General features: G+C 67.8%; 20 protein-coding genes. 14 read left to right on the top strand and 6 right to left on the bottom strand.

Translation table 11 applies throughout. The features are described from left to right. Nucleotide 1 precedes the first annotated feature (1 nt). Both GH815_RS02210 and lpxK read left to right on the top strand, forming a co-directional pair. The gene (locus GH815_RS02210; RefSeq protein ID WP_153747107.1) at nt 2-1,168 is read left to right on the top strand and encodes a 3-deoxy-D-manno-octulosonic acid transferase; all 1,167 of its coding nucleotides are present in this window, start codon (nt 2-4) and stop codon (nt 1,166-1,168) included. Continuing rightward, nucleotides 1,168-2,169, top strand: coding sequence for a tetraacyldisaccharide 4'-kinase (gene lpxK, locus GH815_RS02205; RefSeq protein WP_153747106.1), 1,002 nt, complete (start codon nt 1,168-1,170; stop codon nt 2,167-2,169). Before GH815_RS02210 ends, lpxK begins: the two co-directional genes overlap by 1 nt. On the opposite strand, the gene GH815_RS02200 is transcribed toward lpxK, so the two are convergent. Genes GH815_RS02200 through GH815_RS02190 form a run of 3 tightly spaced genes read right to left on the bottom strand, consistent with a single transcriptional unit; the run spans nt 2,141 to nt 4,496 of the window. Next, nucleotides 2,141-3,298, bottom strand: coding sequence for a CaiB/BaiF CoA transferase family protein (locus tag GH815_RS02200; protein WP_153747105.1), 1,158 nt, complete (start codon nt 3,296-3,298; stop codon nt 2,141-2,143). The genes lpxK and GH815_RS02200 overlap by 29 nt on opposite strands. Before the next feature lie 3 nt (nt 3,299-3,301). Then, on the bottom strand, nt 3,302-3,964 hold the full coding sequence (locus GH815_RS02195; protein WP_170290276.1) for a DsbA family protein: 663 nt from the start codon (nt 3,962-3,964) through the stop codon (nt 3,302-3,304). Nucleotides 3,965-3,977: 13 nt separating this feature from the next. Then, a complete protein-coding gene (locus tag GH815_RS02190) occupies nt 3,978-4,496 on the bottom strand; it encodes a DUF721 domain-containing protein (protein ID WP_153747103.1) in 519 nt (172 codons plus the stop codon). A gap of 84 nt (nt 4,497-4,580) precedes the next feature. Here GH815_RS02190 and mutY point away from each other — a divergent pair, with 84 nt between their 5' ends. Further along, a complete protein-coding gene (gene mutY / locus GH815_RS02185) occupies nt 4,581-5,642 on the top strand; it encodes an A/G-specific adenine glycosylase (RefSeq protein ID WP_246176278.1) in 1,062 nt (353 codons plus the stop codon). 65 nt (nt 5,643-5,707) lie between these two features. After that, nucleotides 5,708-6,847, top strand: a complete 1,140-nt coding sequence (locus GH815_RS02180; RefSeq protein ID WP_153747102.1) for an alkane 1-monooxygenase — start codon at nt 5,708-5,710, stop codon at nt 6,845-6,847. A gap of 14 nt (nt 6,848-6,861) precedes the next feature. Here GH815_RS02180 and GH815_RS02175 read toward each other — a convergent pair whose 3' ends face one another. The 3 genes from GH815_RS02175 to GH815_RS02165 all read right to left on the bottom strand — a co-directional run bounded on the left by GH815_RS02175 (nt 6,862) and on the right by GH815_RS02165 (nt 9,510). Further along, nucleotides 6,862-7,500, bottom strand: coding sequence for an NAD(P)-dependent oxidoreductase (locus tag GH815_RS02175; protein ID WP_153747101.1), 639 nt, complete (start codon nt 7,498-7,500; stop codon nt 6,862-6,864). Between the two features lie 156 nt (nt 7,501-7,656). Further along, nucleotides 7,657-8,760 (bottom strand): site-specific DNA-methyltransferase, encoded by a 1,104-nt coding sequence (locus tag GH815_RS02170; protein ID WP_153747100.1) that lies wholly within the window; start codon nt 8,758-8,760, stop codon nt 7,657-7,659. 99 nt (nt 8,761-8,859) lie between these two features. Beyond that, a complete protein-coding gene (locus tag GH815_RS02165; protein WP_153747099.1) occupies nt 8,860-9,510 on the bottom strand; it encodes a ribonuclease HII in 651 nt (216 codons plus the stop codon). A gap of 190 nt (nt 9,511-9,700) precedes the next feature. Between GH815_RS02165 and GH815_RS02160 the strand changes: the two genes are divergently transcribed. From GH815_RS02160 to purU, 10 genes are all read left to right on the top strand, one after another. Beyond that, on the top strand, nt 9,701-10,348 hold the full coding sequence (locus GH815_RS02160) for a helix-turn-helix domain-containing protein (RefSeq protein WP_153747098.1): 648 nt from the start codon (nt 9,701-9,703) through the stop codon (nt 10,346-10,348). A gap of 198 nt (nt 10,349-10,546) precedes the next feature. Further along, nucleotides 10,547-11,434 (top strand): class II glutamine amidotransferase, encoded by an 888-nt coding sequence (locus GH815_RS02155; RefSeq protein WP_153747097.1) that lies wholly within the window; start codon nt 10,547-10,549, stop codon nt 11,432-11,434. A 3-nt stretch (nt 11,435-11,437) separates the two neighbouring features. Beyond that, entirely contained in the window at nt 11,438-12,121 is a 684-nt protein-coding gene (locus GH815_RS02150) for a GltB/FmdC/FwdC-like GXGXG domain-containing protein (protein ID WP_153747096.1), read from the top strand. Nucleotides 12,122-12,131: 10 nt separating this feature from the next. Further along, complete coding sequence (locus tag GH815_RS02145) at nt 12,132-13,457, top strand: FMN-binding glutamate synthase family protein (protein WP_153747095.1); 1,326 nt, start codon at nt 12,132-12,134, stop codon at nt 13,455-13,457. 58 nt (nt 13,458-13,515) lie between these two features. Further along, nucleotides 13,516-14,820 carry a type III glutamate--ammonia ligase gene (gene glnT, locus GH815_RS02140; protein ID WP_153747094.1) on the top strand — a complete coding sequence of 435 codons (1,305 nt, stop codon included), beginning with the start codon at nt 13,516-13,518 and terminating at the stop codon, nt 14,818-14,820. A gap of 16 nt (nt 14,821-14,836) precedes the next feature. Next, entirely contained in the window at nt 14,837-16,087 is a 1,251-nt protein-coding gene (locus tag GH815_RS02135; RefSeq protein ID WP_153747093.1) for a sarcosine oxidase subunit beta family protein, read from the top strand. A gap of 12 nt (nt 16,088-16,099) precedes the next feature. Continuing rightward, nucleotides 16,100-16,378, top strand: a complete 279-nt coding sequence (locus GH815_RS02130) for a sarcosine oxidase subunit delta (RefSeq protein WP_153747092.1) — start codon at nt 16,100-16,102, stop codon at nt 16,376-16,378. Then, the gene (locus tag GH815_RS02125; protein ID WP_153747091.1) at nt 16,375-19,323 is read left to right on the top strand and encodes a sarcosine oxidase subunit alpha family protein; all 2,949 of its coding nucleotides are present in this window, start codon (nt 16,375-16,377) and stop codon (nt 19,321-19,323) included. The genes GH815_RS02130 and GH815_RS02125 overlap by 4 nt, the downstream gene beginning before the upstream one ends. Then, nucleotides 19,316-19,879 carry a sarcosine oxidase subunit gamma gene (locus GH815_RS02120; protein WP_343030613.1) on the top strand — a complete coding sequence of 188 codons (564 nt, stop codon included), beginning with the start codon at nt 19,316-19,318 and terminating at the stop codon, nt 19,877-19,879. The genes GH815_RS02125 and GH815_RS02120 overlap by 8 nt, the downstream gene beginning before the upstream one ends. 68 nt (nt 19,880-19,947) lie before the next feature. Beyond that, complete coding sequence (gene purU, locus GH815_RS02115) at nt 19,948-20,832, top strand: formyltetrahydrofolate deformylase (RefSeq protein WP_153747090.1); 885 nt, start codon at nt 19,948-19,950, stop codon at nt 20,830-20,832. Nucleotides 20,833-20,850: the final 18 nt, after the last annotated feature.

The following is a 20,850-nucleotide window of genomic DNA, read 5'->3' as shown; positions in this document are numbered from 1 at the left end:
GATGGCGGGTGGGGGGCAGGAACCGGCGGCGCGGCCCGAGGGCCCGGTGGTCTGGCTGCACGCGCCGCCGCCCGCGGAATGGCCTGCCGCTGCCGAACTGATCCGCATGCTGCATGCCGAGCGGCAGGGACTGACCTTTCTGGTGACCGGCGATGACGCGCCGCCGAACAGGACCGGCGCGCGGATGCCTGCGCTGCATCATTGCGCCGCCCCGCGTGACACGGCGCGCGGCGCCGCCGATTTCCTCGCGGCATGGCGGCCCGACATCTGCATCTTCTACCCCGAGACCCTGCCGATGACGACGGCGGCGCATGCCCATGCCCGCGGCAGCACGCTTTTCCTGATCGCCCGCGACCTGCCCGAGGCATGGCGCCGACGCTGGCGGCTGGGCAGCGGGATGATCCGGCGTCTGCTGCGCCGCTTCGACCGGATCTATGCCCAGACCCGGCAAGGCGCCGATCAGTTGCGGGCGATGGGGGTTTCGTCGGTCCAGCTCAGCCCCTGCGGTCCGCTATCCGAAGGCAGCGCGGTCCTGCGTTGCAGCGAGGCAGAGCGAGAGGTTCTTGCCCGCCTGATGGGCGGACGCCCCGCCTGGCTGGCCGCCTGTACCCGTCCGACCGAAGAACCCGTCATCATCGCGGCCCATGCCCGCGGGATCCGTCAGGCGCACCGGCTGTTGCTGTTCCTTGTCCCCGATGATCCCGCCCGCGGTCCGGCGCTGGCGCAGCATCTGCGCGACGAGGGCTGGGTGGTGGCGCTGCGCTCCGACGATGAGGAGCCCGAATCCGAGACCCAGATTCAGATCGCCGATACCGAGGGCGAGTTGGGGCTCTGGCTGCGGCTTGCGCCGATCACCTTTGTCGGCGGCACGCTTGCGGGCGAAGGCGGCCCCGACCCCTATCACGCCGCCGCGCTGGGCTCGGCCATCGTGCATGGCCCGGCCACGGACACCCATGCCGCGCATTTCCAGCGGCTTGCCGCCGCGCGTGCGACCCGGCTGGTGCGCGATGAACGGATGCTGGCAGAGGCGGTCGCCGACCTGCTGTCGCCCGACCGCGCCGCCAAGATGGCCAGCGCCGCCTGGGAGGTCTCGACCGATGGCGCAATGGCCACCGACCGCATCGTGCGCCGGATGCTCGAAGCCCTCGACCTTGCGGGGGCGCGCTGATGCGGCCGCCGGGTTTCTGGTTCAACCCGCCCGACGCGCCGGGGATCGCGGCCCGCGCGCTGGCCCCCCTGGGAGCGCTTTACGCGCTGGGCACCGCGCGGCGGCTGCGGCGGGGTACGCCCGAACGGGTTGGCGTGCCGGTGATCTGCGTGGGCAACATCAATGCGGGCGGCACCGGCAAGACGCCCACCGTGATCGCGCTGGCGCAGCGTCTGGCGGCGCGCGGGGTCGCGGCGCATGTGGTCAGCCGCGGCCATGGCGGGCGGCTTACGGGCCCGGTCAGGGTCGAAGAGCGCCGCCACAGCGCCGCGGATGTCGGCGACGAGCCGCTCTTGCTGGCGGCCTTCGTGCCGGTCTGGGTGGCGCGCGACCGGGCGGCGGGCGCGCGGGCGGCGGTGGCGGCGGGGGCACAGGCGATCCTGATGGATGACGGCTTGCAGAACCCGGCGCTGGCCAAGGATCTGTCCATTGTCGTGGTCGATGCCGCCAAGGGGTTCGGCAACGGCCGCGTGATCCCCGCAGGGCCGCTGCGCGAACCGGTACCCACGGGTCTTGCCCGCGCCGATCTGGTCCTGTCGATCGGCCCGGCCCCGGCCCAGCGCCATTTCGCGTCCGTCTGGGGTTCGGGGCTGCGCCTGCCCCATCTGATCGGTGCGCTGAGACCGCTGGAAACCGGCATGGACTGGGCGGGGCTGCGGGTGCTGGCCTTTGCGGGCATCGGCCATCCCGAAAAGTTCTTTGCCACGGTCGAGGCGCTGGGCGCACGGCTGATGCGGGCCGAGGCGCTGGAGGATCACCAGCCGCTGACGCCCGCCCTGATGACACGGCTGGAAACCGAGGCCAGGCTGATCGGCGCGCAACTGGTGACCACCGAAAAGGACGCGGTGCGCCTGCCGCCCGGGTTCCGGCAAAAGGTGCTGACGGTTCCGGTGCGGCTGGAAATCGCGGATTGGGCCGGGATAGAGACTTTTTTCAATCGGCTGGGGCTTGGCGGCGGCTGAGTTCCTGCCGGATCGCAGCGCCATCCTCGTCCAGTTTCGGCGCGGCCCGGTCCAGCGCAAGCTCTGCGTCGGAAAAGACGATGGGCGTGCGCACACCCGACACGCCGTCGCGCGTTGCGACCAGCCCGCGATGGCGGATCTGCGGATCGGCAAAGACCTCGGCCAGATCGTTGATCGGCCCGGCGGGCACGCCCTGCGCCTCGCAGGCTGTCAGCAGATCGGCGCGGGCAAAGCGGCGGGTCGCGGCCTGAAGCCGGTCAATCAGCGCCGCGCGGTTCGCGATCCGGTCCGGGTTGGTGGCAAAGGCGGGATCGGCCGCCAGAGCGGAAAGCCCCAGCAGCGCGCAAAGCCGCGCGAATTGCCCCTCATTGCCGACCGCGATGATGATATGCCCGTCGGCGCAGTCGAAAACCTGATAGGGTGCGAGGTTGGGATGGGCATTTCCCATCCGCTGCGGCGCCTGCCCGGTGGTCAGGTAGTTCATCGCCTGGTTCGCGGTGATCGCCGTGGCCACATCAAACAGCGCCATGTCGATCTGCTGGCCACGCCCCGTTGTCTGCCGCTGATGAATCGCGGCCAGGATCGCGGTGGCTGCATAGACTCCGGTAAAGATGTCGGCCACCGCCACGCCCACCTTTTGCGGCTGGCCGTCCGGCGTGCCGGTGATCGACATCAGCCCCGACATGCCCTGAATGATCGCATCATAGCCCGGCCGGTGGGCATAGGGGCCGTCCTGCCCGAAGCCGGTGATCGAGCAATAGATCAGACCCGTGTTGAGCCGGGACAGAGAATGATAATCCAGCCCGTATTTCGCAAGACCGCCGAGTTTGAAGTTCTCGATCACCACATCCGCCCCGGCGGCCAGATCGCGCACCAGCGCCTGTCCCTCGGGCGTACGGAAATCGCAGGCGACCGACCGCTTGCCCCGGTTGCAGGAATGGTAATAGGCAGCCGATCGGTCGCCGTCGCGTTCCACGAAGGGCGGTCCCCAGCGGCGGGTATCGTCGCCCTCGGGCGACTCGACCTTGATGACCTCGGCGCCCAGATCGGCCAGAACCTGACCAGCCCAGGGGCCGGCCAGGATGCGGGCCAGTTCGACGACCCGCAATCCGGCAAGCGGCGCCGCCATGGGCTATCCGGCCAGCTTGTCGTCGAGGATCTTCTTCAGATCGCGGTAGCGCATGTTCTTGTAAAGCTGCCCGTCGATCACCAGCGAGGGGGTCGCGCTGACCCCGGCCTTGTTGGTCATCTCGGCCGAATGGTCGCGCAGCGCGGCGGCCAGCGCCGCATCGCTCAGGCAGGCTTCCATCTGGTCATTGCCCAGTCCGGCCGCACGCCCGATCTGGCGCAGGTTTTCGGCGGTCTTCTGAGGGTTGTTCGGGTCGATCCAGTCGCGCTGTTTCTGGTAGATCGTGGACACGATCCCGAAGAACCGCATCTCGCCGCCACAGCGCGCCAGAAGCCCGGCCCAGATCGCGTAAGGGTCCCAATAGACTTCGCGATAGGTGAAATGCACCTTGCCGGTGTCGATATACTCCGCCTTGAGCTGCTTGAAGACCTCGTCATGGAAGGCGCCGCAATGCCCGCAGGTGAACGAGGCGTATTCCTCCAGCCTGATCGGCGCATCGGGATCGCCCAGCGTGAAGGACTCGATCTGCGGCGCCGTCTCGGCATGGGCGGCCGGAACCGGCGTCAGCGACAGGCCGGGCGCCTGGCTTGGCGCCGAGGTCAGCCACAGCCCGCCCAGGGCGGCCAGCGCCACAAGACCAAGCGAGAGCGAAAGGATGCGGATCATGGAACGGGACTCCCTAGCGTTTCGGGCGGGATAGGACGTTTTGGCCAAGCGCGGCAAGGGCTGCGCGCAACCCCTCGTCATGCACGTCGCCGGACAGGGCGGCGGCCTCTGTCGCGATGGCCGGATCGGGCGGGGCCGGGGCGGGTCTCGGGGCCGGGGCGAACTGCGCATGGCCTTCGGCAAAGCCCGTGGGCGCGGTCTGCGTCAGCCGGATACGCGCGATGGCGTTGTAGCCGTAACAGGCGTTCACCTTGGCGCGGATCGTGTCCTTCTGCATTTCCAGCACCGGGGCATTGGCCCCCGTGGTCAACAGCGTCAGCGTCGCGCCAAAGCCTTCGCGGCCATATTTCACCTCGACCGGCCGGGCGATGCGGGCGGTGTCCTCGCCCACGATCTCGGCCCAATGGGTCAGCACGCGCGACACGGCAAAGCCACGCTTCTCGCCCGCGTTGCGGATGCGCTTGGCCAGCAGCGTCGCCGCGGGTTCGAACCCCCGCCTGCGTCGGCTGTGACTGTCGCCCGGCCTGGCCATGCCTGTCCTTTCGCTTGCCTGCGCCTAGCTTAAGCGGCAGGAGGGCGGGCAGCCAGACAAATGACCGGGGCGGGGGCATAAAGATTGCGTGACGCGGAGCTGAGCCGGGCGTTGCTGGACTGGTATGATCGGCATGCCCGCGACCTGCCCTGGCGGGTGGGGCCTGCGGCGCGGGCGGCGGGGGTGCAGCCCGACCCCTATGCGGTCTGGCTGTCCGAGGTGATGCTGCAACAGACCACCGTGGCCGCGGTGCGCGATTATTTCTACCGCTTCACCGCCCGCTGGCCCGATGTCGAGGCGCTGGCCGCGGCCGAGGATGCGGCCGTGATGGGCGAATGGGCGGGGCTTGGATATTACGCGCGGGCGCGCAACCTGTTGAAATGCGCGCGGGCCGTGGCGCGGGACCATGGCGGGCGTTTTCCCGACAGCCGCGACGGGCTGCTGGCCCTGCCCGGCATCGGCCCCTATACCGCCGCCGCGATCGCCGCGATCGCCTTTGACCGGGCCGAGACGGTGGTGGATGGCAATGTGGAACGGGTGATGGCGCGGCTTTTCGCGGTGCAAACGCCCCTGCCGACCGCCAAGCCGGAACTGACCGCACTGGCGGCCCGGCTGACGCCGATGCTGCGCCCCGGTGACCATGCCCAGGCGGTGATGGATCTGGGTGCGACGATCTGCACGCCGAAACGCCCGGCCTGCGGCATCTGCCCGCTGCGCACGCCCTGCGCGGCGCGGGCGCAGGGCATCGCGGCCGACCTGCCGCGCAAGCTGGCGAAAGCCCCGAAACCCACGCGGCTTGGCATCGCCTATATCGGCCGCCGAAGCGATGGCGCGTGGCTGCTGGAGCGCCGCCCGGAAAGCGGGCTTCTGGGCGGCATGCTGGGCTGGCCGGGCACGGATTGGGCCGAAACAGAGCCTGTTTGTGCCCCCCCCGCCGATGCCGAATGGCGCGATCCGGGGGCCGAGGTGCGCCATACCTTCACCCATTTCCACCTGCGTCTGGCGCTGCGCGTGGCCGAGTTGCCCGCCGATTGCACGCCCCGTTGCGGCATGTTTGTCGCGCACCGCGATTTCCGCCCCTCGGACCTGCCGACCGTGATGCGCAAGGCGTTCGATCTGGCCCGTGCCAGCGTCGGTTGCGATTGAGCCTGCCCGCGGCTTCGCGCTATAGAGGCTGTGGAGCGGGCGCGCGCAACCACGGGAAGATCACGATGAGCGACACAGCCCCCCTTTCCCCCCTGCGATCCGCCCTGCCATTCTGGATGTCGCTGGGCATGATCCCGATGGCGATCCTTGGCGCTGCCTTCGGCGGCTGGGCGCTGGCCCTGCTGCCGCTTTACGGTTGGGTTTCGGTCACGCTGCTTGACGCGATCCTGGGCCGGAACGAGACCAATCCAGACCCTGACACGCCTGAACAGGCCCTTTTCTGGCACCGGCTGGTCACGCTGATCTGGTTTCCGATCCAGTTCGTCACGATCTTCGGGATGCTCTGGTGGGTCAGCCGCAGCGATCATCTGTCGGCGCTTGAAACCGTCGCGCTGTTCTTCGGGGTGGGCGTGATCTCGGGCACGGTCGGGATCGTCTATTCGCATGAATTGCTGCACCAGCGCACCCGGCTGGAACGCTGGCTGGGTGATCTGCTGCTGTCCACGGTGCTTTACAGCCATTTCCGGACCGAGCATCTGCTGGTCCACCATCCCCATGTCGGCACCCCCCGCGACGGCGTGACCGCGCGCTATAACGAGGGGTTCTTCCGCTATTTCCTGCGGGTGCTGGCGACCGGGCTGCCGTCCGCCTGGCGCGCGGAACGGCTGATGCTTGCCCGCGCCAACCGGCCGGTCTGGCACCTGTCGAACCCGTTCTGGCGCTATGGCGCGCTGCAACTGGCGATGGCCGGGCTTGCGGTCTGGATCGGCGGCTGGGCCGGGCTTGCGCTGTTCCTGTGGCAGGCTTTCGTCGCGGTCTGGCAACTGGAACTGACCAATTATGTCGAGCATTACGGCCTTACGCGGCGCTATCTGGGTGATGGCCGCTATGAGCCGGTCAAGCCGCATCATAGTTGGAACGCGGCGCATACCGCGTCGAACTGGCTGCTGATCAACCTTCAGCGCCATTCCGACCACCATTGCAAGCCGCAGCGCCGTTTCCCGCTGTTGCAGACCTGGCCCGAGGATCAGGCGCCGCAATTGCCGCTGGGTTATCCGGCGATGACGGCGGTCGCGATGATCCCGCCGCTCTGGCGGCGGCGGATGAACCCGCGGGTGCGGGCATGGCGGCGCAGATACTATCCCGACATCACCGACTGGACGCCCTATCGCGAGGCCAGACTGCCCTTGCCCGCGGGCAGCTGACCCTGCGGTGGGGGCTAGCGGATCAGGACGGGCGCCTTGTGGACATGGCTGCCGTCCTCGGCCGTATGGACCAGGAAATGCGCGACATCCCCGCGCGAAATCAGGCCGTTGCGCCAGCTTTCGGGCTCGACCAGCACCTCGTAGGCGTGGCTGGGCGGGCGGTTCATCAGGATGCCCGGCCGCGCGATTGTCCAGTCCAGATCCGAGGCGCGGATCATCTCCTCCTGCACATCCTTGTCGGCATAGGCCCGGCCGAGCAGCGTCTTGAACGGGATCTTCTCGACCGTGCTGATTTTGTCCTTGCTGTCGCCCGCGCCGAAGCCGGTGACGACCAGAAGCCGCCGCACCCCCGCCGCCGCCATCGCCGGCAACAGAACCCGCGTCGCGTCGGAAAACAGCGTGGTGCGCTCGGCTATCCCCGACAGCGTCTTGGGGATGCCAAGGGCCACGATCACCGCATCGACGCCCTTTACCGCCGCCGCCACATCCTCGGGCTTCAGCGCGTCGCCGGTCACCTTTTCCAGCCGGGCATCCTCGATCCCGATCCGGTCCGCGCTGCGCGCAAAGGCGCGCACGTCATGTCCGCGGTGCAGGGCGTAGCGCACGGTCTCAAGCCCGATGCCCTTGCTCGCGCCAATCACAAGAAATCGCATGTGACACCTCCTTTTCGTTGGGAGATTAGGGCGGGGCCTGCCGATTCCGAGCCCCCGGCCCGGCCCATGCGAAAAAAAGCCCCGCCATCGGAATGGCGGGGCAAGGTTGTGCGCAGCAGCCCGAAGGCCGCAGGCACAGGCGGTAAGCGATGGGGTCTAGTTCGGCCGCTCGGCCATCTCGGCGCGGATCTGCTGGCGCAGGATGTCGATGGGCACGGTCTTGCCGTCGCGGCGGAAATGCCAGTAGGTCCAGCCATTGCACGAGGGCGCCCCCTCGAACGCCGCGCCGACCTGGTGGATCGAACCGGTCACGTCCGGGCCGACCAGCGTGCCATCGGCGCGCACCTTGGCGGTCTTGCCGCGCGGCGAGACCAACACCTCGCCCGGGCGCAGCATCCCGCGTTCGACCAGCAGGCCAAAGGCCACCCGCGGTTCGGCCCGGCGCGAGGTCGAGACCATCAGCGCCTCGCGGTCGAACTTGCGCACCCGCGCCAGCCGCGCCTCGGCCACCTTGCGATAGCTTTCCTCGCGCTCGATCCCGATGAAGTCGCGGCCCAGCATCTTGGCAACGGCCCCGGTCGTGCCGGTGCCGAAGAACGGGTCCAGCACCACATCGCCGGGGTTGGTCGTGGCCAGCAGCACGCGATGCAGCAGTGCCTCGGGCTTTTGCGTCGGGTGGGCCTTGTCGCCATTTGCGTCCTTCAGCCGTTCATGCCCGGTGCAGATCGGCAGCACCCAGTCACTGCGCATCTGCACGCCCTCGTTCAGCGATTTCAGCGCCTCGTAGTTGAAGGTGTATTTCGCGCCCTCGGATTTCGAGGCCCAGATCAGCGTCTCATGTGCGTTGGTCAGCCGCTTGCCCTTGAAATTCGGCATCGGGTTCGACTTGCGCCAGACCACGTCGTTCAACAGCCAGAAACCCTGGTTCTGCAACTCGGCGCCCAGGCGGAAGATGTTGTGGTAACTTCCGATCACCCAGAGCGCGCCATTGGGTTTCAGCAGCCGCCGCGCCGCGGCCAGCCAGTCCCGGGTAAAGCGGTCATAGGCGGCGAAGCTGTCGAACTGGTCCCAATGGTCGTCCACCGCATCGACGCGCGAATTGTCGGGCCGATGCAGATCGCCCCGCAATTGCAGGTTATAGGGCGGGTCGGCAAAGATCAGGTCGATGCTGGCCTCGGGGAGGCCGTTCATCTCGGCGATGCAATCGCCCGCAAGAATGGTGTTGAGCGGGAGCGTCCCCACCCCTTTCGCCTTGGTCATCTCGTGTCACTGCCTCTTGTGGCGCACCCTTGTTTCGGGTGTCGCTCCTTGGCCATGAGTCTGAGTCAAACCCGATTCGCCGTCAAATTCTTTTTTGAATCAGCTACTTACGGTTTTATCTTGATACAATATGTTGTGTACCGGCGCGAACGAACGCCTATGGTGTGGGCTGACCCCAATATCTCGAAGCGCCTGAACATGCGCCCTGGTCGGATAGCCCGCGTTCCTGTCCCAGCCATAACCGGGGAAGTGTTGCGCAAGCTCCACCATGATCCGGTCGCGCGCCTCCTTCGCCACGATCGAGGCCGCCGCGATCGACAGCGCGCGCGCATCGCCCTTGACGATGGCAAGGCCCGGGCAGGGCAGGTCGCGGGGCAGCAGGTTGCCGTCGATCAGCGCCAGATCGGGCAGGGAGGACAGCCCGGCAATGGCGCGGCACATCGCCAGATGGCTGGCGGCAAGGATGTTCAGCGTGTCGATCTCGGCGACGCTGGCGTGCGCAATGCTGACCTCGGCGCAGCCCATCAGCGTCGCGGCCAGTGCCGCGCGGCGGGCGGGGGTCAGTCGCTTGGAATCGTCCAGCCCCGGCGGGATCGCGGCCGGGTCCAGCCGCACCGCTGCGGCCGTCACCGGACCTGCCAGCGGGCCGCGCCCGACCTCGTCCACGCCCACGACGATGCGGGCGCCCCGGGCGAAGGCGTCTGTCTCCAGCGTGAAATCGGGGCTCTGGCGGGGGGGGCTGCGGGTCATGGGGGCGACAGAACCGCCCCGCGCGCCGGTCTGCAAGCCGAATCCTGCGGCAGCGTCTGTCCCGTGACTGCCGCACCGCGCGCGGCGGCATGGCTTGAGTCCGCGGCCCGCCTTGGCTAGAAAGTCGGCTGCCTTTGTGCGGCGGGCGCGGGTGCCGGTGCCGCAATATGGGGCCAGAACGGGGCGCGCGATGAAATCCAGGGCGAAAAGCATCGCATCCCGGCTGACGCAGGATCCCCATGCGGTCCGCGAGCTGCGCGAGAAGAACCTTGAGGTGGCTATCGGCCGCCAGGTCCGCGACCTGCGCAAGCGCCAGCGGATGACGGGCGCCGATCTGGCCGCCCAGACCGGGCTTTCGGTCGGCATGCTGTCCAAGATCGAGAACGGTCTGATCTCGCCCTCGCTCAACACGTTGCAGGTGCTGGCCAATGCGTTGCGCGTGCCGCTGGTACAGCTTTTTTCGGGCTACGAGAAAACCAAGGGCGCGATGCATGTCAAGGCGGGGCAGGGCGTCGAGATCGACCGCGCGGGCACCCGGGCGGGCCATCAGTACAATCTGCTCGGCCATATCGGGTCGAACAATTCCGGCGTGGTGGTCGAGCCCTATCTCATCACCCTGTCAAGCGAGGCCGACCGTTTCCCGGTGTTCCAGCACGAGGGGATCGAGTTGCTCTACATGCTGGAGGGGGCGGTGGAATACCGCCATGGCGAACAGCTTTACCTGCTGGAGCCGGGGGATACGCTTCTGTTCGACTCGGATGCCCCGCACGGGCCCGAACGGCTGGTGGTGCTGCCTGCGCGCTATCTGTCGGTCATCACCTATCCGCAGCAGAAATAGGCCGCTATCCACCCCGGCGCGTCTGTTGTCCGGCTGTCCTTCGGTCAGCCTGCACCTTGGGCTGCACATATTTCAGGCAGGTCCGGTCTGGTGCGTCGGGCTTTCTAAATAAGAAAAAATCTTTCTTGATGGGAAATAGCGCCTGCGTTTGACTGGTTCTCGACGGCGTTGACGCCGAAGACCGAAACGGAGACGACCATGTGTGGCATCGTTGGCCTGTTCCTGAAAAAGGACGAACTTCGCCCCCGGCTGGGCGACATGCTGACCGACATGCTCATCACCATGACCGACCGCGGCCCGGATTCCGCCGGGATCGCGATCTATGGCGATGACGCTGCGGGGCTCAAGATCACGGTCCAGTCGGACGACCCCGCCGGGGCCTTCGACGGGCTGGCCGAGGTGCTGGGCGCCGAACTGGGCCAGCCTGTGGCGATCAAGCTGGCCGATACCCATGCCGTCCTGACCGTGCCCGAGGGCGCGGAGCGGGCGGCGAGCGCGTTTCTTGACGCGCGCGGTCTCAGGATCATGGGCGTCGGCAAGTCGATGGAAATCTACAAGGAGGTGGGCCTGCCCAAGGATGTGGCCGCCCGCTTCGGCATCCGCGCGATGGGCGGCAGCCACGGCATCGGGCACACCCGCATGGCCACCGAATCCGCGGTCACGACGCTGGGCGCGCACCCGTTCTCGACCGCCGAGGACCAGTGCCTTGTGCATAACGGCTCGCTGTCGAACCACAATGACATGCGTCGGCGGCTGGCCCGCAAGGGTTTCGTGCCGAAGACCGAGAACGATACCGAGGTGGCGGCCTGCTACATCTCGTCCCGCATCGCGGCGGGCGACAATCTGGGCCAGGCGCTGGAAGGCACGCTGAAGGATCTGGACGGGTTCTTCACCTTCGTTACCGGCACCCATAACGGCTTTGGCGTGGTGCGCGACCCCATCGCCTGCAAGCCCGCGGTGATGGCCGAGACCGATGATTACGTCGCCTTCGCCTCGGAATACCGCGCGCTGGTCGACCTGCCGGGGATCGAGAACGCCCGCGTCTGGGAACCCGAGCCCGCCACCGTCTATTTCTGGGAGCGTTGAGACATGCAGACGATCGACATGGGGCAAACGCCGCTGCGCGAGGTGAACGCCGCGCTTCAGGCGCAGACCACCACCACGAACCAGACCAAATGGGTGCTGGAAAACCCCCGCGGCGCGCATGCCGTGGCCGTTGGGCTGGATGCGCCGATCGAGGTCGTGGTCAAGGGATCCACGGGCTATTACTGCGCCGGGATGAACAAGCAGGCCACCGTCCAGATCGAGGGCTCGGCGGGCCCCGGCGTGGCCGAGAACATGATGTCGGGCACCGTCATCATCGAGGGTGACGCCAGCCAGTATGCGGGCGCCACCGGCCATGGTGGATTGCTGGTGGTCAAGGGCAACGCCTCGTCGCGCTGCGGCATCTCGATGAAGGGCATCGACATCGTGGTGCATGGCAATGTCGGGCACATGTCGGCCTTTCTTGCGCAGAAGGGCAACCTGGTGGTGCTGGGCGATGCGGGCGAGGCGCTGGGCGACTCGATCTACGAGGCGCGGCTGTTCGTGCGCGGCAAGGTCAAGTCGCTGGGCGCCGACTGCATCGAGAAGGAGATGCGGCCCGAGCATGTCGAGATCCTGCGGGATCTGCTGGACCGGGCGGGCGCGGATGCCAGACCCGAGGAGTTCCGCCGCTACGGGTCTGCCCGCAAGCTCTACAACTTCCACGTCGACCACGCCGGCGAATACTGAGGACCGACCCATGGAAAAGACCCCCCCGACGACGCCGCGCCAGTCCTGGACCTTCTCGAACGAGATCAACTCGGAAATCCGGCGCGCTGCGGCCACCGGCATCTACGACATCCGCGGCGGCGGCGCGAAACGCCGGGTGCCGCATTTCGATGACCTGTTGTTCCTCGGCGCCTCGATCTCGCGCTATCCGCTGGAAGGTTACCGCGAGAAATGCGCGACGAACGTGGTGCTGGGCACCCGCTTTGCCAAGAAACCCATCGAGATCGCGATGCCGATCACGATTGCGGGCATGAGCTTCGGCTCGCTCTCGGGCCCCGCGAAAGAGGCCCTGGGCCGTGGCGCGACTCTGGCGGGCACCTCGACCACCACCGGCGATGGCGGCATGACCGAGGAAGAGCGCGGCCATTCCGAAAAGCTCGTCTACCAGTATCTGCCCTCGCGCTATGGCATGAACCCCGACGACCTGCGCCGCGCCGATGCCATCGAGGTGGTGGTGGGGCAGGGCGCCAAGCCCGGCGGCGGCGGCATGCTTCTGGGCCAGAAGATCACCGAGCGCGTGGCGGGCATGCGCGACCTGCCGGTGGGCATCGACCAGCGGTCGGCGTGCCGCCACCCGGACTGGACCGGGCCGGACGATCTCGAGATCAAGATCCTCGAACTGCGCGAGGTGACCGGCTGGGAAAAGCCGATCTATGTCAAGATCGGCGGCGCGCGCCCCTATTACGACACCGCGCTGGCGGTCAAGGCGGGTGCCGATGTGGTGGTTCTGGACGGCATGCAGGGCGGCACCGCCGCCACGCAGGAAGTGTTCATCGAACATATCGGCCAGCCCACGCTGGCCTGCATCCGCCCCGCGGTGCAGGCGTTGCAGGATCTGGGCATGCATCGCGAGGTGCAGTTGATCGTGTCGGGCGGCATCCGCACCGGGGCGGATGTGGCCAAGGCGCTGGCGCTGGGGGCGGATGCCGTGTCCATCGGCACCGCGGCGCTGGTGGCCATCGGCGACAACGATCCGAAATGGGAATCCGAGTACAACAAGCTCGGGACCACCACCGGCGCCTATGACGACTGGCACGAGGGGCGCGACCCGGCGGGCATCACCACGCAGGATCCGGACCTTGCCGCGCGCCTTGATCCGGTCGAGGCCGGGCGCAAGCTGCGCAACTACCTTTCGGTGCTGAACCTCGAATGTCAGACCATCGCGCGCGCCTGCGGCAAGAGCCATGTCCACAATCTGGAACCCGAGGATCTGTGCGCCCTGACCATCGAGGCCGCCGCCATGGCCGGGGTTCCGCTGGCGGGCACCAACTGGATCCCCGGGCGCACGGGGTTCTGACCGACCGAGCGGGCGGGGCGCGCATCCCGCCTGCCGCATAACAACAGGGATAGGACGAATGACGGATCTGGCTGCCTTCGCCCGGGAAAAGGGCGTCAAGTACTTCATGATTTCCTACACCGACCTGTTCGGTGGTCAGCGCGCCAAGCTGGTCCCCGCGCAGGCGATCACGGACATGACCCGGGACGGCGCGGGCTTTGCCGGGTTCGCCACCTGGCTGGACATGACCCCGGCCCATCCCGACATGCTGGCCATGCCGGTGCCCGAAACGGTGGTGCAACTGCCCTGGCGGCCCGACATTGCCTGGGTCGCCTCGACCTGCGTGATGGAGGGCGCCGAGGTCGCGCAGGCGCCGCGCAACGTACTCAAGCGCCTGGTCGACGAGGCCGCCAGCGAAGGGCTGCGGGTCAAGACCGGGGTCGAGGCCGAATTCTTCCTGCTGACCCCCGGCGGCACCGAGATCTCGGACCCTGCCGACACCGCCGAGAAACCCTGCTACGACCAGCAGGCGCTGATGCGCCGGTTCGACGTGATCTCGGAGATCTGCGATTACATGCTGGAACTGGGCTGGGGCGCCTATCAGGCCGATCACGAGGATGCCAACGGCCAGTTCGAGATGAACTGGTCCTTCGACGACGCGATGGTGACCGCCGACCGCCATTCCTTCTTCAAGTTCATGGTCAAGTCGGTCGCCGAAAAGCACGGCTTCCGCGCCACTTTCATGCCCAAGCCGATCAAGGGGCTGACCGGCAATGGTTGCCACGCGCATATCTCGGTCTGGGATCTCGAGGGCAGGACAAACGTCTTTGCCAATGGCGACCCCGAACTGGGCCTTTCAGAGCGCGGCCGCCATTTCCTTGGCGGGATCATGAAGCACGCCACCGCCATGGCCGCGTTCACCAACCCCACGGTGAACAGCTACAAGCGCATCAACGCACCCCGCACCATCTCGGGCGCGACCTGGGCGCCCAATTCGGTCACCTGGACCGGCAACAACCGCACGCATATGGTGCGCGTCCCCGGACCGGGCCGGTTCGAGTTGCGCCTGCCCGACGGTGCGGCCAACCCCTACCTGCTTCAGGCGGTCATCATCGCGGCGGGGCTGTCGGGGCTGCGCACGCAGGCCGATCCGGGGCCGCGCCACGACATCGACATGTATGCCGAGGGCCATACCGTCAAGAACGCCCCCAAGCTGCCGCTGAACCTGCTTGACGCGATCCGCGCGCTGGATGCCGACAGCGAACTCAAGGCGCTGATGGGCGAGGAATTCTCGGCCTCGTACATGAAGATGAAGCAACAGGAATGGAACTCGTTCGTGTCGCATTTCTCCCGCTGGGAACGCGATCACACGCTTGACATCTGAGGACGGCATCCGAGCCATGCGCTTTTCCGGTTTCCGCATCATTGCCGAGGCCCTGACCGGCCAGAAGGGATGGCGCCCCCTGTGGCGCGATCCCGACCCCCAGCCCGCCTATGACATCGTCATCGTGGGCGGCGGCGGTCATGGCCTTGCCACCGCCTATTACCTGGCGACGGTGTTTCGTCAGGCACGCATCGCGGTGCTGGAAAAGGGCTGGCTGGGGTCCGGCAATATCGGGCGGAACACGACGATCATCCGGTCGAACTACCTGCTGCCCGGCAACGAGCCATTCTACGAATTCTCGATGAAGCTGTGGGAGGGGCTGGAGCAGGAACTGAACTTCAACGCGATGGTCAGCCAGCGCGGCATCCTGAACCTGTGCCATACCGACGCCCAGCGCGATGCCTATCGCAGGCGTGGTAACGCCATGATCCTGGCGGGCGCGGATGCCGAATTGCTGGGGCCCGATCAGGTGCGGGCGATGTATCCGTTCCTGAACTTCGGCAACGCGCGCTTTCCGATCAAGGGCGGGCTCTTGCAGCGCCGGGCGGGTACCGCACGTCATGACGGGGTGGCCTGGGGCTATGCCCGTGGCGCCGACCTGCGCGGCGTGGACCTGATCCAGAATTGCGAGGTGACGGGCTTCCGCATCGAGGGCGGGCGCGTCCGCGGGGTCGAGACCAGCCGCGGCTACATCGCCGCCGGCAAGGTGGGTGTCGCGGTTGCGGGCTCGTCCAGCCGGGTGATGGCGCAGGCCGGGATGCGGCTGCCGATCGAAAGCCATGCCTTGCAGGCTTTCGTCTCCGAGGGGCTGAAACGCAGCATCGACGGCGTCATCACCTTCGGCGCGGGGCATTTCTACATCAGCCAGTCCGACAAGGGCGGACTGGTCTTCGGCGGCGATATCGACGGCTACAATTCCTACGCCCAGCGCGGCAACCTGCCCGTGATCGAGGATGTCGCCGAGGGCGGCATGGCGCTGATGCCCGCGCTTGGCCGCGCCCGCGTGCTGCGCATCTGGGGCGGCATCATGGACATGTCGATGGACGGCTCGCCGATCATCGACCGCACGTCCGTCGAGGGGCTCTATCTGAACGCCGGCTGGTGCTATGGCGGGTTCAAGGCGACACCGGCCAGCGGCTATGCCTTTGCCCATCTGATCGCCACCGGCACGCCGCATCCGACCGCCACCGCCTACCGGCTGGACCGCTTCGCGCGCGGCCATCTCATCGACGAAAAAGGCGCAGGCGCCCAGCCGAACCTGCACTGAGGTCACCCAAGAATGCTGATCCCCCATCCCTTGCTCGGTCCTCGCGACGCGCAGGAATTCACCTATCTGGGCGATGCGTCGCTGATCGACCGGCCCGACGGCATGGCCGACGGCGCCGAGGCCGCGTTCTGCGACTACGTCTATCTGCGCGACAACCCCGCGGGCGTGCATCGCGAGTTGTGGTTTCACGAATTTGGCGACCGGTCCTGGCTGGTGGTCACGCGCAACACCGTGACCCACGAAATCCTGGGCGCGGAACTGGCCGCCGATGTCGCGCGGAGGGGCAGATGAGCCGGATCGAGGGCGGTCTGATCGACCGCAGCCGCAGCCTGGGCTTTACCTTCGACGGCAAGCGGCTGAAGGGGCATCCGGGCGATACGCTGGCCTCGGCGCTCCTGGCCAACGGCGTGCGGCTGGTGGGCCGCAGCTTCAAGTATCACCGCCCGCGCGGTATCCTTTCCGCCGGGTCCGAAGAACCGAACGCGCTGGTCGAGTTGGGCACCGGCGCGCGGCGCGAGCCCAACACCCGCGCGACCGTGGTGGAACTGTTCGACGGGCTGGCGGCGTCCAGCCAGAACCGCTGGCCCGCGCTCGGCTTCGACGCGCTGGCGGTCAACGACATGCTCGCACCGTTCCTGACGGCGGGGTTCTACTACAAGACCTTCATGTGGCCGAAATCCTTCTGGGAAACGGTCTACGAACCCGCGATCCGCCGCGCGGCGGGGCTGGGGCGGCTGTCGATGCAGCCCGACCCCGATGCCTATGACAAGGGTTTCCTGCATTGCGACTTGCTGGTGATCGGCGGCGGTCCCGCTGGCCTTGCGGCGGCGCTGACTGCGGGGCGTGCGGGGGCGCGGGTGATCCTGGCGGACGAGGATTTCCGGCTGGGCGGGCGGCTGCTGGCCGAGACGCATCCGCTGGACGACGCCCCCGCGACCGACTGGGTTGCGGCGGTCGAGGCGGAGCTGGCCAGCCTGCCGAATGTGCGGGTGCTGAGCCGGACCACGGTTTTCGGCGCGTTCGACCACGGCATCTATGGCGCGGTTCAGCGGGTGGCCGACCACCTGCCGGACCCGGGCGCGCAGGTGCGCCAGAGCCTCTGGCGCATCACTGCGCGGCGTGCGGTGCTGGCCGCAGGGGCGACCGAGCGGCATATTCCCTTTGCCGATAACGACCGGCCCGGCATCATGCTGGCCGGTGCCATGCGCGCCTATGCCAACCGCTGGGCGGTGACGCCCCTGACCCGGCCCGGCCAGCGGGTCGCCGTCTTTGCCAATAACGATGACGGCCACCGCACCGCCATCGACCTGGTCGCCAGGGGCGTGAACGTGCTGGCCGTGATCGACCCGCGGCCCGATGCGCCGCGGCTGGGCGAGTATCAGCTTTTCGCCGCTGCACAGGTGACGGGCGCAAGGGGGCGGCTGGGTCTGTCCTCGATCGAGGTGACCCATGCCGATGGGCGCGCACACTGGCTGGAGGTTTCCGCGCTGGGCGTCTCGGGCGGGTGGAACCCCAACCTGCACCTTGCCTCGCACCACCGCGGCCGCCCGGTCTGGTCCGAGGGGCATAAGGCGTTCCTGCCGGGTCCGGACGGTCCCGCGGGTCTGAGTGTCGCCGGGGCCGCCGCGGGCCAGGGCACCACACATGCCGCCCTGACCGGCGGGGCACGGGCTGCGCAGGGCGCGCTGGCCGATCTGGGGATCGCGGCGGCGCTGCCCGCGCTGCCCGCGGCCGAGGACCGGCCAGCGATCCCGACGCCCTTCTGGCACGTCAAGGGGCGCGGCCGCGCCTGGGTCGATTTCCAGAACGATGTCACGGTCAAGGATATTGCGCTCTCCCGCCGCGAGAACATGACGAGCGTCGAGCACATGAAGCGGTGGACGACGCTGGGCATGGCCACCGATCAGGGCAAGACCGCGAATGTCACTGCGCTGGCGGTGATGTCGGAACTGACCGGCAAGGCGATCCCCCAGACCGGCACCACGATCTTTCGCCCGCCCTACACGCCGGTTTCGCTGGGCGTGCTGGGCGGCGGCGACACCGGCCCCCATTTCCGCCCCCGCCGCCTGACCCCCACCCATGCCTGGGCCAAGGCGCAGGGCGCGGTGTTTGTCGAGGTGGGTCAATGGATGCGGGCGCAGTATTTCCCGCGCCCCGGCGAAACCCATTGGCGTCAGAGCGTCGACCGCGAGGTGACGGCGACCCGCGCGGGCGTGGGCCTGTGCGACGTGACCACGCTGGGCAAGATCGACGTGCAGGGGCGCGATGCGGCGGCCTTCCTCGACCGCATCTATGCCAACACGATGTCCACCCTTGCCGTCGGCCGCGTGCGCTATGGGGTGATGCTGCGCGAGGATGGCATTGCCTATGACGACGGCACCTGCGCGCGGCTGGCCGAGGATCATTTCGTGGTGACGACGACCACCGCCAATGCAGGGCTCGTCTACCGCAACATGGAATTCGCCCGCCAGTGCCTGTGGCCCGATCTGGACGTGCAGCTGATTTCCACCACCGACGCCTGGGCGCAGATCTCGGTGGCGGGGCCGCGGGCACGCGACCTGCTGGCGCGCATCGTGGACGGGGCCGATCTGTCGAACGCGTCGTTTCCGTTCATGGCCTGCGCCGAACTGACCGTCTGCGGCGGGCTCAGGGCGCGTCTGTTCCGCATCTCGTTCTCGGGCGAACTGGCCTATGAGATCGCGGTGCCCGCCCGCTATGGCAACGCGCTGATGGCACGGATGATCGAGGCGGGCGCCGATCTGGGCGCCACCCCCTACGGCACCGAGGCGCTGGGCGTGTTGCGCATCGAAAAGGGCCACGCCGCGGGCAACGAGATCAACGGCCAGACCACGGCGCAGATGCTGGGGCTGGGCAAGATGGTGTCGACGAAGAAGGACGCGATCGGCGCGGTCATGTCCCGACGCGAGGGGCTGGCCGCCGATACGCGGCGTCTGGTGGGGCTGGTGCCGGTCGATCCGGCCGAGCGGGTGGTCGCGGGCTCGCATCTGTTTGCCGAAGGCGCCGCGCAGCGGACCGAGACCGATCAGGGCTGGATCACCTCGGCCTGCTTCTCGCCGCATCTGGGCACGCATATCGGCCTGGGGTTCCTTGTGGACGGGGCCGGGCGGACGGGCGAGGTGGTGATCGCCGCCAACCCGGTCGAGGGCATGGCGGTGCGGCTGCGCGTCGTCAGCCCGCATTTCGTCGACCCGGAAGGAGGGCGCCTGCGTGACTGACCTGACCCCCATCACCGCCCTTGGCGCTGATCTGCCGCGTTGCGCGCGCTTTGGCCCCCTGACATTGACCGAGACCCCCGGGCTGGCGCTGGCTTCGCTGGCGCTGCGCCGGGGAACGGCGGCGCCCGCCCTGTTCGGCCTGACGCTGCCCTCCCCCGGCGGCTGGGTCGCGGGCGCGGGCGTCGCCGCGTTCTGGACCGGGCCGGGCCAGTGGATGATCGAGGCCGAGGGCCGCGCAGAGCACGATTTTGCCGCCGAGGTGAAACGCGCCGCGCCGGGATGTTCCGTGACCGAACAGACCGATGGCTGGGTGGCCATCGAGATCGCCTCGTCCGCAGGGGCGGACCCGCTGATCCGGCTGATGGAAAAGTTGGTCAATGTCGATGCCGCCACCTTTGGCCCCGGGCGCGCGACGCGCACCGCGCTTGAACATATGGGCGTGTTCCTGATCCGCCGGGCAGAGGACCGGCTGGCCGTGCTGGGGATGCGCTCGGCGGCGGGCTCGCTCTGGCACGCGCTGGAAACCGCCGCAAGCAGGCTGGCCCGCCCCGGCTGACGCGACCGACATCCCACGTCCCGAACCGCCCCGGCAGGGCCGATGCCCCTTGCCCGATGGAGACCCGAATGAGCAAGTTCTGCCTGACCGTCACCTGCCCCTCGACCCGCGGCATCGTTGCCGCGATCTCGGCCTGTCTGGCCGAACAGGGCTGCAACATCACCGACAGTTCGCAATTCGACGATGCCCAGACCGGCAGCTTCTTCATGCGCGTCAGCTTCGTGTCCGAGGGGGGCGCGGGTCTGGCCGAATTGCGCGACGGCTTTGCCGCCACCGCGCAGCGTTTCGCGATGACCCACGCCTTCCATGACGAAAGCGAAAAGATGAAGGTGGTGGTCATGGTCTCGCGCTTCGGCCATTGCCTGAACGACCTGCTCTATCGCTGGCGGATCGGCGCGCTGCCCATCGACATCGTGGCGGTGATCTCGAACCACCTCGACTACCAGAAGCTTGTCGTGAACCACGACATCCCGTTCCACTACATCAAGGTCACGAAAGAAACCAAGGCCGAGGCCGAGGCGCAGCAGATGCGCCTAATCGAGGAGACCGGCGCCGAACTGGTGGTGCTGGCGCGTTACATGCAGGTGCTGTCGGACGATATGTGCCGCAGGATGTCGGGCCGGATCATCAATATCCACCATTCCTTCCTGCCCTCCTTCAAGGGCGCCAACCCCTACCGTCAGGCGTTCGAGCGCGGGGTGAAGCTGATCGGCGCGACCTCGCATTACGTCACCGCCGATCTGGACGAGGGTCCGATCATCGAACAGGACGCGATCCGCGTGACCCATGCCCAAAGCCCCGAGGATTACGTCTCGCTCGGCCGCGATGTCGAGGCGCAGGTGCTGGCGCGCGCGGTGCATGCCCATATCCACCGCCGGGTGTTCCTGAACGGCAACAAGACCGTGGTCTTCCCCGCCTCGCCCGGATCCTATGCCAGCGAGCGGATGGGTTGACCCGGGTCTTGCCGGAAG

Source organism: Rhodovulum strictum, from assembly GCF_009649175.1.
GTDB lineage: Bacteria > Pseudomonadota > Alphaproteobacteria > Rhodobacterales > Rhodobacteraceae > Rhodovulum > Rhodovulum strictum.
Note: the sequence above shows the minus strand (reverse complement) of the source record. Positions and strands in the feature narration are given on the sequence as shown.

Excerpts from the sequence above, each read along its gene's own strand:
- GH815_RS02175 (WP_153747101.1), bottom strand. The coding sequence starts at position 7,500 with ATGCGATTTCTTGTGATTGGCGCGAGCAAGGGCATCGGGCTTGAGACC.
- GH815_RS02125 (WP_153747091.1), top strand. The coding sequence starts at position 16,375 with ATGAGCCGGATCGAGGGCGGTCTGATCGACCGCAGCCGCAGCCTGGGC.
- GH815_RS02180 (WP_153747102.1), top strand. The coding sequence starts at position 5,708 with ATGAGCGACACAGCCCCCCTTTCCCCCCTGCGATCCGCCCTGCCATTC.
- GH815_RS02135 (WP_153747093.1), top strand. The coding sequence starts at position 14,837 with ATGCGCTTTTCCGGTTTCCGCATCATTGCCGAGGCCCTGACCGGCCAG.
- GH815_RS02165 (WP_153747099.1), bottom strand. The coding sequence starts at position 9,510 with ATGACCCGCAGCCCCCCCCGCCAGAGCCCCGATTTCACGCTGGAGACA.
- purU (WP_153747090.1), top strand. The coding sequence starts at position 19,948 with ATGAGCAAGTTCTGCCTGACCGTCACCTGCCCCTCGACCCGCGGCATC.
- GH815_RS02190 (WP_153747103.1), bottom strand. The coding sequence starts at position 4,496 with ATGGCCAGGCCGGGCGACAGTCACAGCCGACGCAGGCGGGGGTTCGAA.
- GH815_RS02145 (WP_153747095.1), top strand. The coding sequence starts at position 12,132 with ATGGAAAAGACCCCCCCGACGACGCCGCGCCAGTCCTGGACCTTCTCG.
- glnT (WP_153747094.1), top strand. The coding sequence starts at position 13,516 with ATGACGGATCTGGCTGCCTTCGCCCGGGAAAAGGGCGTCAAGTACTTC.
- GH815_RS02150 (WP_153747096.1), top strand. The coding sequence starts at position 11,438 with ATGCAGACGATCGACATGGGGCAAACGCCGCTGCGCGAGGTGAACGCC.
- GH815_RS02170 (WP_153747100.1), bottom strand. The coding sequence starts at position 8,760 with ATGACCAAGGCGAAAGGGGTGGGGACGCTCCCGCTCAACACCATTCTT.
- lpxK (WP_153747106.1), top strand. The coding sequence starts at position 1,168 with ATGCGGCCGCCGGGTTTCTGGTTCAACCCGCCCGACGCGCCGGGGATC.
- GH815_RS02195 (WP_170290276.1), bottom strand. The coding sequence starts at position 3,964 with ATGATCCGCATCCTTTCGCTCTCGCTTGGTCTTGTGGCGCTGGCCGCC.
- GH815_RS02160 (WP_153747098.1), top strand. The coding sequence starts at position 9,701 with ATGAAATCCAGGGCGAAAAGCATCGCATCCCGGCTGACGCAGGATCCC.
- GH815_RS02130 (WP_153747092.1), top strand. The coding sequence starts at position 16,100 with ATGCTGATCCCCCATCCCTTGCTCGGTCCTCGCGACGCGCAGGAATTC.
- GH815_RS02155 (WP_153747097.1), top strand. The coding sequence starts at position 10,547 with ATGTGTGGCATCGTTGGCCTGTTCCTGAAAAAGGACGAACTTCGCCCC.
- GH815_RS02200 (WP_153747105.1), bottom strand. The coding sequence starts at position 3,298 with ATGGCGGCGCCGCTTGCCGGATTGCGGGTCGTCGAACTGGCCCGCATC.
- GH815_RS02210 (WP_153747107.1), top strand. The coding sequence starts at position 2 with ATGGCGGGTGGGGGGCAGGAACCGGCGGCGCGGCCCGAGGGCCCGGTG.